At 50.1% G+C, this 12,900-nt stretch carries 9 protein-coding genes; 3 read left to right on the top strand and 6 right to left on the bottom strand.

The window, feature by feature from the left end:
• Position 1 precedes the first annotated feature (1 nt).
• The 4 genes from EYB30_RS06765 to EYB30_RS06750 all read right to left on the bottom strand — a co-directional run bounded on the left by EYB30_RS06765 (position 2) and on the right by EYB30_RS06750 (position 2,946).
• Positions 2 to 478: a DUF2489 domain-containing protein gene (locus EYB30_RS06765; protein ID WP_166838160.1), complete on the bottom strand. Its 477-nt coding sequence runs from the start codon at positions 476 to 478 to the stop codon at positions 2 to 4.
• Positions 479 to 480: 2 nt separating this feature from the next.
• Positions 481 to 1,026 (bottom strand): Der GTPase-activating protein YihI, encoded by a 546-nt coding sequence (yihI, locus tag EYB30_RS06760; protein WP_166838159.1) that lies wholly within the window; start codon positions 1,024 to 1,026, stop codon positions 481 to 483.
• Between the two features lie 53 nt (positions 1,027 to 1,079).
• Entirely contained in the window at positions 1,080 to 1,730 is a 651-nt protein-coding gene (locus EYB30_RS06755) for a class I SAM-dependent methyltransferase (RefSeq protein WP_166838158.1), read from the bottom strand.
• A 589-nt stretch (positions 1,731 to 2,319) separates the two neighbouring features.
• Positions 2,320 to 2,946: a c-type cytochrome gene (locus tag EYB30_RS06750; protein WP_166838157.1), complete on the bottom strand. Its 627-nt coding sequence runs from the start codon at positions 2,944 to 2,946 to the stop codon at positions 2,320 to 2,322.
• A 181-nt stretch (positions 2,947 to 3,127) separates the two neighbouring features.
• Here EYB30_RS06750 and yihA point away from each other — a divergent pair, with 181 nt between their 5' ends.
• Positions 3,128 to 3,763 carry a ribosome biogenesis GTP-binding protein YihA/YsxC gene (gene yihA, locus EYB30_RS06745; RefSeq protein ID WP_166838156.1) on the top strand — a complete coding sequence of 212 codons (636 nt, stop codon included), beginning with the start codon at positions 3,128 to 3,130 and terminating at the stop codon, positions 3,761 to 3,763.
• A 572-nt stretch (positions 3,764 to 4,335) separates the two neighbouring features.
• On the opposite strand, the gene polA is transcribed toward yihA, so the two are convergent.
• Positions 4,336 to 7,128, bottom strand: coding sequence for a DNA polymerase I (polA, locus tag EYB30_RS06740; RefSeq protein WP_166838155.1), 2,793 nt, complete (start codon positions 7,126 to 7,128; stop codon positions 4,336 to 4,338).
• Between the two features lie 559 nt (positions 7,129 to 7,687).
• Here polA and EYB30_RS06735 point away from each other — a divergent pair.
• Together EYB30_RS06735 and EYB30_RS06730 are read left to right on the top strand one after the other, a co-directional pair.
• Positions 7,688 to 8,083 (top strand): c-type cytochrome, encoded by a 396-nt coding sequence (locus EYB30_RS06735; RefSeq protein WP_166838154.1) that lies wholly within the window; start codon positions 7,688 to 7,690, stop codon positions 8,081 to 8,083.
• Between the two features lie 204 nt (positions 8,084 to 8,287).
• Entirely contained in the window at positions 8,288 to 10,894 is a 2,607-nt protein-coding gene (locus EYB30_RS06730; protein ID WP_166838153.1) for a sensor domain-containing phosphodiesterase, read from the top strand.
• Here EYB30_RS06730 and rep read toward each other — a convergent pair.
• Positions 10,868 to 12,883 (bottom strand): DNA helicase Rep, encoded by a 2,016-nt coding sequence (gene rep / locus EYB30_RS06725; protein ID WP_166838152.1) that lies wholly within the window; start codon positions 12,881 to 12,883, stop codon positions 10,868 to 10,870. The genes EYB30_RS06730 and rep overlap by 27 nt on opposite strands.
• Positions 12,884 to 12,900 lie beyond the last annotated feature (17 nt).

The raw sequence follows: 12,900 nt of genomic DNA, 5'->3' as shown, positions 1-12,900 counted from the left end.
GTTACTGCGCCTGAAACCGCTGTAGCAAGGCGGCCACATCAGCCTGAATAACGTCTTTTAGCTCATGTTCCGCTTTTAGCCGCACCTTATCCTGTTGCCGTGTCAGCGCTTTGTCCTGTGCTTTGCGGGCCTGGTGCGTCGGCATATCTTTCACCACCTGATACATCTGGTGCAACCCCGGATAGCTGAGTACCGGATCCGGTGTCCGCTCGGGTACCAGATGGTCCAGCAACACCCATAAGCGAAGGGAACCTTCTGACAGTTCGCACTGCTCTTCCCGCATTGCTTTGCAAATCAGAATAATGCTATCACGCAGATACAGCGCTTTTTCTGCCTTTTGCTGCTGTAACTGCGCCGCTTGCTGTTGCTGCGCCAATCGTTGCTGCTGCACACGCCAGAGCAAAGTTCCCGCGTAAAATGCCAGCCCGGCAATGATAACGGCGCCAACGACAATGGCTATCAACACGCTAGTATCCAAGGTTAGTCCTCATCGCCCAACAGATCTTTACGCCAATCTTTACTCTCAAAAGCCGCCAGCGGATCAACCTCAGCCTCATCGTCAGATAATCCCAGCTCAGCCATCAGCTGTTCCATACGGGCTATTTTGGCATTAAAGTACTTCGCATCTTTGCCGGTGAGGATCTCGTCCTGTTCCACCCGCTCTAACAACTGCTGTAAATAGCTGTCATTTTCAATAAGTAGCAGCTCTTGCTCTGGGCTCACCGCTTGCGGCTTGGCTTTGGCCAGGCTGGCCTTCGGTTGTGGCACGATCACCGGTGCCACAGCAACATCAGTAACCGGCAGTAACGGGATCGGCTTTTTGCTGCCCAGACGTTTGTCTTTCTTGGCCGCGCTGCCCGTTGTCTCGTTGCCAGACACCGCCACACTATTACGGCTACCGGCTTTTAGCCCGGCACCTTTTTTCTTAGTCTGCTCTTTCGGCTGACGGGTTTTACGAATATCTTCTGCCGACAAGTTCCGCAGGCCGTTGGGGCCGGCAGAGCGCGTTTTTTTCTGACGTGTCATGGTGGTTACCTGTAAAAAAGGGCGCACATTTTAACCAGTTTTGCCGCGAAACACTAATGCTTTATCTGCTTTAACAATACGACATCATCCGACACCAGTTGCAGGTCAAAGCCATCGCGCTCGGCCAGATAAGCAAAGGTCTGAGCTGCGAAAAAACTGATATGCGTCGGGTCCAGTTTATAATGCCAGTTCGCAAAAGCATCGGCACTGGTATAGCGCTTGGTCATAATGGCCAGCGTTGCGCCGGGCTTAAGCAATTGCAACCACAACGCCCATTCCTGCCGTGGGTTAGCAAAGTGCTCTATGGCTTCACTGCAACTGATAAAGTCGTACTGGTGTTGTAACACCGCCGGCTCAGCGGCAAAATACGGGTCCCAAACTGCCATATCATGGCCAGCCTCAGCCAACATTTGCGCTAACAGGGGCCCAGGTCCGCAACCAAAATCCAGCCCGCTAAGCTTAGCTGACGGTAAGTTTGCCAGCAAAGGGCCAGCCAGCCGCTGTAAAAAACGTCGATAGCCCAGGTCCTGTACATCATTCTGATGCAACTGATATTGCGTCAGTTCTTCTGTGGCCGACAGCAAACTGGCACGGTCAGCAAACACCAGCATACATTGCTGGCATTGATAATAACTGCGGCGAACGTCTTGTTGGAAAAAATTTACCTGCTTTGCATCACAAAGCGGACAACTCGAATTAGGCATAACAGAGGGTTTACGTTGAGTAAAAGAAAAAGGCGATAAGAAAGTCTTATCGCCCCGGATATATTTGTGTCAAGTGGACACTTCTCTCATTCGCTGTCATCGTCCTGATGTTGCTGCAACACCCTGTTTTCTTAATCCCTGTTTTATATTGCCTTCCTGGCTGAGGTTTTTTTATTCTTTACGATCTTCCTGATACTTTCGTAACCATCCCTGAGCGTGACATCACGCAGCACATCGTCCCGATGTGGTTAAAACTAAGGCACCGCGCACTTGCGTACTGGTACTGTTACTTCCCTGCGGCGAGTCCCTGTTGTTAAACGTTACAAAGTGTAACTGAGCACCAATTTACTCCAATCTGACCAGATGGCAAGCGCTTGCTGCAAAAAAAAGCACATTTAATCTGTCGTTTCATTTTTAAACGTTTAAAATCATAACGTTAAACTATATTTCAAGCAGCAAAAAAAGTTCAATAAAAATATCAATTCGCTGTTCTCTTACAACCTTTGTGCGATATTTCGCACAAAAATCCAGCCGCCGCAAAGAAAAAACCGGCGATAAACGCCGGCTTTTTTGCGGTAAACGTCGGGGCTTAGTGCAAGCCACCCAGATATTGGGACAACACTTCGATATCTTCGTCTGTCAGTTTCCGGGCGATATCCTGCATCATGCCATTCAGATCATTGGCACGCTGACCGCTACGAAACTCCTGTAAGGTCGTTTTCAGATAATTCGCATGCTGAAACGATATCTTCGGGAAACCACCCAGGCTGGTGCCGTTACCACGTGGACCATGGCAGGCGATACAAGCGGCGATACCACGTTCAGCATCACCACCGCGATACAGCTGCTCACCACGGGCAATCACATTCTCTGGTGTAGTACCGGCTTTCATTTTTTGTGAAGCAAAGTAGGCGGCTAAATCTTTCATATCCTGATCTGACAGCGCCGCCACCATACCAAACATAATGCTATTGTTACGGCCTTGCTTACCGGCGGTTTCCATACCGGTTTTATAGTTCTGTAATTGCTTGTATAGATAAGGGGCATGCTGGCCAGCCAGCTTAGGATACATATCCACCGCACTGTTACCGTCTGCGCTGTGACAAGCTGCACATACTGCCGACTTCGCTTTACCTGCTTCAGCATCACCGTCAAACGCCTGGGCTGTTCCGATTAGACCGAATAACAGCGTCAGTGGAAATAGAATTTTTTTCATTTTTTATCCGTCTCTGTCCGCATTAAACCGCCAGCATACTGGCAACCAAGTGTAATAACCCTAATTTTTATGCCTATTTTACACGAAACTGCCTAAAGTAAAATCCCATAGCGCATGCAAAAGCTTCTGCCGATCTGTCAGATCCGCTACAATGACGTCAAATTATCCGCCGGAGAAGGCAGTGTACAAGTCAAAAATAAACTATCAGCAAGCTACTTTTTTAACCAGTGCTCCCGATATTAAAGCGTTGCCAGCCGATGAAGGCGTCGAAGTTGCCTTTGCCGGTCGCTCTAACGCGGGTAAATCCAGTGCTTTAAATACGCTGACACGGCAAAATAGTTTAGCCCGCACCAGTAAAACGCCAGGCCGCACCCAACTGATTAATACCTTTAGCTTGGATCAGCAACGCCGGCTGATCGATTTACCCGGTTACGGCTTTGCTAAGGTGCCGATGGCAATAAAAGAAAAATGGCAAAAGTCGCTGGCCGAATACCTGATGAAACGCGATAGCTTAAAGGGGCTGGTGGTATTAATGGACATCCGCCACCCACTGAAAGATTTAGATCAGGATTTAGTGCACTGGGCTGTGGGCAGTGAGCTGCCTGTACTGATATTGCTGACCAAGGCCGACAAATTAGGGCCGGGAGCACGCAAGAAAACCTTACTGGAAGTCAGAGAAGCCGCACTGGCCTTTATGGGCGACGTGACAGTACATGCGTTTAGTTCATTGAATAAACTAGGATTAGCAGAGTTAGAGCAAGTACTGGATCGCTGGTACGGCGCTACTGACGACACGGAACGGCCAGCTATAGACTAACAGGCAGAAAAAAACCGACACCCTTGGGTGTCGGCCATAGCAAACGGGGAGAAGCTATAATTTCAAATCAACAGGGTGTCTTATCGCTAAGACAACGTCATTATACAGCAAAATTTCCACGTTTGAAGTATTTGCTCTAAAAAATCTCACAAATTTTCAGTTTCCCAGCCGTAGTGTCAGCTTAAAACAGTGTTTTCACCGCGTTCCAGCCGGATAGCAGACGACAAGAAGCCGTTTTCCGGCAAAAAAAAACGCCCCACTGCAAGCAGTGGGGCGGCTAAATAAGCCTACTTTCATGGGCTGGAGCACTAAAGCTCTGGCGTTGAAAGATAGAACATCTTACCTCTGTACCCTACCCGACAAATTTTAGCCAATCAGCTTTAAATTGCAAGCCTTTTCTGTAATAAAACTACATTTATCGGCTTTTATTTGTTCAAACTGAAAAATAAGGTAATTAAATTACGAAGTGAAACAAAAAAATCCCGCCGATGACGGCGGGATAACGGTTAAAACAGGAGAGAGGGATAATGTAACTGGAATATCAGACCTGGGCCTGTCAATTAAGTTCCATTTTAATGTGCCTGATCCCAATTATCCCCCGCCCCGGCTTCCGCCAGCAGGGGGACATCCAGTGATGCCGCCTGCGCCATGAGTTTTACCAACTGCGGGATCACAGTATCAAGCTGCTGCGCATCAACTTCGAACACCAGTTCATCATGTACCTGCATAATCATAGCGATACTGTCTGCGCTCTGCTGCTGCAACCAGTTATCTACGACGATCATGGCTTTTTTAATAATATCTGCCGCCGTGCCTTGCATAGGCGCATTGATGGCGGCCCGCTCTGCGCCTTTACGCCGCGCCATATTTTGTGCATTAATCTCCGGCAAATACAGCCGCCGGCCAAACAGGGTTTCAACATAGCCTTGTTCATGTGCCTGTTTACGCGTGCGTTCCATATAATCCAGCACACCGGGGAAACGTTCAAAATAACGGTCGACATACTGTTGCGCTTCATTGCGGCTCACACCTAACTGTTTCGCCAGACCAAAGGCTGACATGCCATATATCAAGCCGAAATTAACGGCCTTGGCGCTGCGGCGCTGCTCTGCTGTTACCTGATCCAAGCTGACAGCAAACACTTCCGCCGCAGTAGCACGGTGGATATCCAAACCTTGTGCAAAGGCATCCAGCAGCGCTTTGTCCTGCGACAGGTGCGCCATGATGCGCAATTCAATTTGCGAGTAATCCACCGCGACAATTTTCTTACCCGGTGGCGCAATAAAGGCCTGACGGATGCGCCGGCCTTCTTCAGTGCGGATAGGGATGTTTTGTAAATTAGGATCTGTTGAGCTTAACCGGCCGGTAGCGGCCACGGCCTGATGATAAGAAGTATGTACCCGTCCGGTTGCTTTATGCACCATTTTCGGCAGTTTATCGGTATAAGTAGATTTTAGTTTGGTTAAACCGCGGTGCTCGGTGATCAGTTTCGGGAACTCATACTCCAGCGCCAGCTCTGCTAAGACATCTTCCGCCGTTGACGGCGCACCGGTGGGTGTTTTTTTGATCACCGGTAACTGCATCTGATTAAATAAGATTTCCTGCAGCTGTTTTGGTGACGACAGATTGAACGGCTTACCGGCCTGTTCATACGCCAGCTGCTCCAGCTCGGCAATGCGTTTAGCCAATTGCTCACTTTGCGCCGCCAGTAAGCTGCTGTCAATCAGCACACCGTGGCGTTCAATGCGCGATAAAATATCCACCAGCGGCATTTCAATCTCAGTAAGTACCGATACCAGCTGCGGTTGCTGCTGCAGTTGTGGCCATAATGTCTGGTGCAGCTGTAATGTCACATCGGCATCTTCTGCTGCATAGTGCGCGGCTTTGTCCAGCGCTATCTGGTTAAAACTAAGCTGCTTGGCTCCCTTACCGGCAATATCTTCAAAACTAACCGTTTTATGGCCTAAGTATTTCAGCGCCAGACTATCCATATCATGCCGTGCGGCAACCGAATTGAGCACATAAGATTCCAGCATAGTATCAAAGCGCACCCCATTCAGGCGGATGTTATAACGCGCCAGCACGCTTTGATCGTACTTCAGGTTTTGCCCCACTTTGGCTTTGCTGTTATCTTCCAGCCAGGGTTTAAGCTGTGCCAGCACCCAGTCGCGCTCAAGTTGCGCCGGTGCGCCAACATAGTCATGAGCCAATGGCAGATACCAGGCCTGACCTGCCGTAACAGCGAAAGACATCCCCACCAGTTCGGCCTGCATATAATCCAGGCTGGTGGTTTCCGTATCAAAGGCCGTTAACTCAGCGTCACTGAGGGTTTGCAGCAGAGAAGCAAAGGCGGCTTTATCCAGCACGGTCAGATACTGGCTGGCATTAAGCGGCGCCGGGCTGTTTTCTGTTAGCTGCGGCTCAGCATCATCGGCCAGCATATCCATTTGTGCGGCCTTACTCTGCGGTTTAACGGTTTCGCCGGCAGACAGCACTTCGCTTAACCAGCGGCGGAATTCGCAATCCTTATACAGCTCAGCCAAAGCGGCATTGTCTGGTGCTTTTATCATCAAATCGGCCAGCTGATAAGGCAGCTCAACGTCGGTTTTTATTGTTGCCAGCTGGTATGACAGCAGCAATTGCTGACGAAACTCCTGCAATTTCGCCGCCATTGTTTTCGCACCACGAAAACTCAGCGTCGCTACCTGATCCAGCTGTTGATAAATTTGCTCAATCGACCCGAGCCCCTGCAATAATGCCGCCGCGGTTTTTTCACCCACGCCTGGTAAACCGGGAATGTTATCGACTTTATCACCCATTAACGCCAGGTAGTCGATGATCAGGTCAGGGCCAATGCCAAACTTATCCAGCACTCCCTGCTGATCCAGCAGCGTATTGGTCATGGTGTTTATTAAGGTTACGTGTTCATCAACCAGTTGCGCCATATCCTTATCGCCGGTTGAAATCAGGGTATGCCGCCCCTGTGCGCTGGCCTGACGCGCCAGGGTACCAATAACATCATCTGCCTCTACACCGCTAACACACAGTAGTGGCAAGCCCATCGCTTCAATAATACGGTGTAATGGCTCAATCTGGCTGCGCAAATCATCCGGCATCGGCGGTCTGTGTGCTTTGTATTCACTGTACATCTCGTTACGAAATGTCGGCCCTTTAGCATCAAATACCACGGCCATTTGGCTGGGCTGGTATTGGCGCAGTAAACTTTTCAGCATATTTACTACACCGTAAATAGCGCCGGTTGCCTCGCCGCGTGAATTGGTTAAATGTGGCGGTGAATGATAAGCGCGAAATAAATAAGAAGAGCCGTCAACCAGGATCAGCGGTGTGTCGGGAATAGTAACCATGAGAAAGAATGTCCTGCGCAAATAAAGCCATAGCATGCCACAGCGTATGCTGTACCGCCAGCATCTGGCCTACACGACAACAAGCTGTGGATAACTCTGTGTGAAACACAAGCAAACGCGCCAGCTTTTCTGTCGAAGAGCCAGTGATGGAGTTGTTTAACTTATTGTTTTGATAGATAAAATAAGGGGTGTACTACAGTGCCCATCTTATTATTATAATACTTCCATTTATGTGGAAAACGCTTAGCGGCGTTATCCTGTACCGGGGCTATCAGTCTACTGCTGTCAGCTCACCGGTCGAATAGACTACCATATTGCCGCCAGATGCAAAGCAAAACCGTTAAATAATTTTGCTTTAAAAACACTTTTCAACCTGCAGTAAAAGTATATAAGGCTGATAATGCGGCTTAGCTCCAGATCAACACTAAAATGAGTGCCACATCGATCCTTTGCCGACATCGCACCGTAACACATAGCAACGCAGGGGCTTCCCCTGGCGGCCGCTTGAAGGCTATAATGGCGCAAACTTTGTGCGGACTTGACCACAGGATCAGATAACATGAATAAATTCACCATTGCACTTGCTTTGCTGTTGACCACCTTTGGCATTCATGCCAGCGCAGACGCCGACAAAGAGGCCCTGGCGAAACGCCTGGCGCCGGTTGGTCAGGTATATGTTGCAGGTGCAACAGCGGCGGCTGATGCGGGTCCGGCAGGCCCCCGCAGTGGTGAAAAGGTATACCAGACCGCTTGTTTTGCCTGTCACGGCACCGGCGCGCTGGATGCGCCGAAAAAAGGTGATGCAGCCTGGAAATCGCGGATGGATCAAGGCTTTGATACTATGCTGAAGCACGCTATTGAGGGTATCCGCAATATGCCGGCACGCGGTACTTGTGGTGACTGCAGCGACGATGAAATTGCCGCAGCCATTAAATTTATGACCGATGGCGTATAAGCGCGGTTAAGTCGGCATACCAACCGCTAAGGCCGCTACACAGCGGCCTTAGTCTTTTTAGTTCCAACACCACGTAAAATTTGCTAAAGCAGACCGGCATTTTTGGCTGCATCGCTCTTCCAACTGGTCAATCTTTGTGCATAATGGGCACAATTACAATAAGTCGGGCAGTTTGCCTCGACGATAAAATAAAAAGAGTCAGGGTTGAAGCAAGCAACAGAGCTGAGCAAAAAGCTGAAACAAGCCGAAAATAAGCTACGCCGGCTAACCTGGTTAGCACGGCGCTATAAACAAGCTTATATCACTCAGGGCGCCTTACTAAAATTATCTGAACTGGCCAGCACCATCAGCGATATGCGGGACTTTTATCCTGCCATCCATCAGATGGTGTCGGAGCTATTGCACGCCGAAAACTTCTATGTGGTGTTTTATGACAGCCAAACCGGCCTGTACACGCCGCAATACTTCTCAGACGAAAAAGATCAACAGCTGATTGCTAAGGTGCCCTCCAGCGCTTTCTCCAGCGGTTTAACCGGCTATGTTGCCCGTACCGGCCAGGCCCTATTATGCGATAGCGAACAGTTTAACCAACTGATCGCCAGCGGCGCTATCGAACCCCAGGGTTCGCCTTGTGCGCACTGGCTGGGTATCCCGTTATGCCGTAGCGGGCAAGTGATAGGTGTCATGGCGATACAATCTTACAACGCCCGTCAGTTGTATAAAGACAGCGATTTGGCACTGTTTAGCAGTATCGGCGGCCATACCATTACGGCACTGGATAGGGTAAAAAGCCGCGAGCTGCTCGAAGATACCGTTCGCCAACGCACGCGTGAGCTGCGGGAAATAAACAGCTCATTGCAAAAAGAAATCACCGAACGCACTAACGCCGAACAGCTGCAGGCTGCGCTGTACCGGATATCTGAGCTGACGGCCAGCAGCCGTGATATGGACAGCTTCTACCACGCAGTACATCAGGTCTTGTCCGGCCTGATGCCGGCAGACAACTGTTACATTGCTCTTATCGACAACGAGCGCAGCAAACTGACCTTTCCGTTTTATCTGGACCAATATGCACCGCCTGCGCGCGAACGGCCGCTTAGCCGCGGTTTTACCGAGTATGTTATACGCTGCGGCGATGCCAGGCTGATTAATGCCGACACTGCTGAAAAACTGGTCAGTGCCGGTGAAATTCGCCGCGGCATGGCAGACCCGGCCAAACCGGCGCGGCATTCTACCAGCTGGCTGGGCGCGCCCTTGCTGATTGACCAGCAGGTTATCGGCGTTATTGCGCTGCAATCCTATGACCAGCGCTATGGCTATAGTGACAATGAGCTGAATATACTGCGTTTTGTATCGCAGCATATCGCCGTCGCTATTCAGCGCAAATTAGCCACCGAGCAGCAGAAAAAGCATCAGGAAGAGCTGGAACGCAAAGTGTTTGAAAGCACACGTGAACTGCGCCAGACCAATTTATTTTTGCGCTTACAGGTAGAAGAGCGCAAAAAAGCTGAGCAAAAGCTGTTTTACGAAGCCAACCACGATGCGCTGACCGGGCTGGCCAACCGGCAGATGTTTTTACAGCAGTTAAAACAACAGTTTGCGCTGAGCAAACGCCAGCCACAACTGAGCATGGCACTGCTGTTTATCGACCTGGATCGTTTTAAGCAGATTAACGATAGTCTGGGCCATCATGTCGGTGATGCCTTTTTAATTGAAGTCAGTAAACGCTTACTCAGCGCCGTGCGCGAGCATGACGTTGCCGCGCGCCTCGGCGGCGATGAGTTTGTCGTATTACTTACCAGTCTGGTGCTACCAACCGATGCCGAAGATGTCGCCGAACGTATTATCGATAAAATTCGTCAGCCGTTCTACCTGCAGGGCCAGCAGGTACAGTCGGGCGCCAGTATCGGTATTGCGCATGTCAGCGCTGAGCATAACAAAGCCGAAGCCCTGTTACGCGATGCAGATGCCGCTATGTATCAGGCCAAGTCGATGGGGCGCAACCGCTTTGTTATTTTTAATGACACCATGCGTGAACAGCTGTTGCAGGCGATGACGCTGGAGCAAGTGATGCAGCAGGCGCTGGAGCAACAACAATTTACCGCCGTATATGAGCCGGTGTTATGTGGCCAGGGCCGCAGTTTATTGGGTTATGAAGTACATACCCAATGGCAACATCCGTTACTGGGTACCCAGTACGATTTCAGCCAGTTTAGTACCGACGGCGGCATGACAGCACAAATTGAACATCTGATGCTGCAGCAAGCCTGCCGCCAACTGGCAGTAACTGATGACGACACCGGTTTACTCACCTTACGCCTGAGCATCAGTCATCTGCAGCAAACTGAGCTGTTAAAACAATTAAAGCAGCATATTAGCAGCCTGACGCGACCACAACGCTTGTGCCTGGCGTTTACGGAAAGTGAGCTGCTGCAAGCCGGCGATAGCACGCACAAAGTGCTGGCGCAGCTAAAACAAGCCGGCGTCCGGCTGGCTATTCATCAGTTTGCTGCCGACAGCGCGCCTATGGGGTTGTTATTGCTGCAATTGTTTGACTTTGTCAAACTGGACGCCAGTTTTTGCCGTCAGCTGCCGCGGCATGCGCATAAACGCCAGTTACTGCAAATGTTACAACAACTGGCACACAACTATAAATTCCGCCTGCTGGCCGATGGCATCGACAATGCTGAACTGTTAAATTTGCTATTGGCCGAAGGCTGCTGCTTTATGCAAGGCAAATACGTGGCACAGCTACTCAGCGCCAATGCATTAGCCAATGCGCCTTCAGTGGTTTTTCAGCAACTGGCGTAAACGTTCAATATGCGCCTGGCCGCTTTGCTGGCGCTGCTCGGCGGTCTTCACCACTGTGGCGTTTTGCCAGTCGAGATCATCCTGTGGTAGTTCATACAAAAACCGGCTTGGCTCGGGGCGGATAATTTCACCAAACTGACGCCGCTCTTTGGCATAGGTAAAGATCAGCTCGCGCTGAGCGCGGGTTATGCCAACATAGGCCAGCCGGCGCTCTTCTTCAACGTTGTCTTCATCTATGCTGCTTTGGTGCGGCAAAATGCCCTCTTCCATGCCCACCATAAACACATAGGGAAACTCCAGGCCTTTAGAGGCATGCAGTGTTAACAGCTGCACCTGATCAGCATTGTCGTCCTGCTCCTGCCGCTCCATCATATCGCGCAGTGTTAAACGGGTAACCACTTCGGGCAAGGTCATCGGCTCATCGTCATCCTTGCCCTGCAGCATCTCACTGATCCAACGGTACAGCTCGTTGACGTTTTTTAGCGCCATTTCCGCCGCTTTGGCGCTGGGGCTGGTTTCAAACAACCAGGCCTCGTAATGGCTTTGCCGGATCAGATCGCGGATGGCTTCAGCCGGGTCGGCGCGCTGTACGTTATCGGCAATGCCCACTATCCACTGGGCGAACTGTTTTACCGCATTGTGGGCCCGGGCCGACAAATGCATCGACAATTCACTGTCGCAGCAGGCTTCAAATAAGCTGATGTGTTTTTCATTGGCTAAGTTGCCTATCTGTTGCAAGGTCGCGGCGCCAATTTCGCGCCTTGGCACATTAATAATGCGCAGCAGAGCATTATCATCATCCTGGTTTACTACCAGGCGCAAATAGGCCATCACATCTTTAATTTCACTGCGGGAAAAAAACGACGTGCCACCGGAAATTTTGTACGGAATACGGTTGGTCATCAGCGCTTTTTCAAATAAGCGCGACTGGTGGTTGCCACGGTATAGCAGCGCATAATCACGGTACTGGCTGCGGTTAATAAAGCGGTGCGAAATGATCTCGGCCACCACTTTTTCCGCTTCGTCCTCTTCATGCTTACAGGGGATGACTTTCAGCGGCACACCATAGCCATTTTCACTGAACAGCTGCTTATCAAATTCGTGCGGGTTATTGGCAATTAAAATATTAGCCGCTTTTAAAATGCGCTCGGCCGAGCGGTAGTTTTGCTCCAGCTTAATCACATTTAAATTCGGAAAGTCGGTTTTCAGCAACGCCAGGTTTTGTGGCCGCGCACCGCGCCAGGAATAGATAGATTGATCATCATCCCCCACCACGGTAAAACGCTGGCGTTCACCCACCAGCCACTTTACCAGCTGATACTGGCTGGTATTGGTATCCTGATATTCATCCACCAGTAAATACTGAATTTTTTGCTGCCACTTGGCGCGCACCTCGGCATTGTGCGCAAACAATAAGGTAGGCAGCAAAATTAAATCATCAAAATCCAGCGCATTGTAGGCAGTCAGCTGCTGGCTGTATTGCTGGTAATAATTGGCAAAGCTGATACTTTGCGCATCTTTGGCGTCCTGTATCGCTTTGGCTGGCAGCGTCAGCTCGTTTTTCCAGCTGCTGATTTTGCTTTGCAGCGCCCGCAGTAAATCTTTATCGCCCTGAATATCATTTTCACTGAGCTCTTTTAGCAGCGCCAGGCTGTCCTGATCATCAAACAGGGTGAAATTCGCTTTGTAGCCAATATGCCGGTATTCTTTTTTCAGAATTTCCAGCCCTAGCGTATGAAAAGTGGAAATGGTTAAACCGCGGGTCGCGGTTTTCGGTAACTGATGATTAATCCGCTCGCGCATTTCCCGCGCCGCTTTATTGGTAAAGGTAACCGCTGCAATATGCCGCGCCGGCATCTCACATTGCTGAATTAAATAGGCAATTTTATTAATAATTACCCGGGTTTTGCCGCTGCCGGCACCGGCCAGCACCAGACAAGGCCCGGAAATAAATTTAACAGCAGCATTTTGTTGCGGATTTAACTTCATTGACACACCCTTATAGC

The organism is Rheinheimera pleomorphica (assembly GCF_011634895.1).
Classification (GTDB): domain Bacteria; phylum Pseudomonadota; class Gammaproteobacteria; order Enterobacterales; family Alteromonadaceae; genus Alishewanella; species Alishewanella pleomorphica.
Note: the sequence above shows the minus strand (reverse complement) of the source record. Positions and strands in the feature narration are given on the sequence as shown.

Coding starts and splice junctions, on each gene's coding strand:
- yihI (WP_166838159.1), bottom strand. CDS start 1,026: ATGACACGTCAGAAAAAAACGCGCTCTGCCGGCCCCAACGGCCTGCGG.
- EYB30_RS06755 (WP_166838158.1), bottom strand. CDS start 1,730: ATGCCTAATTCGAGTTGTCCGCTTTGTGATGCAAAGCAGGTAAATTTT.
- EYB30_RS06750 (WP_166838157.1), bottom strand. CDS start 2,946: ATGAAAAAAATTCTATTTCCACTGACGCTGTTATTCGGTCTAATCGGA.
- polA (WP_166838155.1), bottom strand. CDS start 7,128: ATGGTTACTATTCCCGACACACCGCTGATCCTGGTTGACGGCTCTTCT.
- EYB30_RS06735 (WP_166838154.1), top strand. CDS start 7,688: ATGAATAAATTCACCATTGCACTTGCTTTGCTGTTGACCACCTTTGGC.
- rep (WP_166838152.1), bottom strand. CDS start 12,883: ATGAAGTTAAATCCGCAACAAAATGCTGCTGTTAAATTTATTTCCGGG.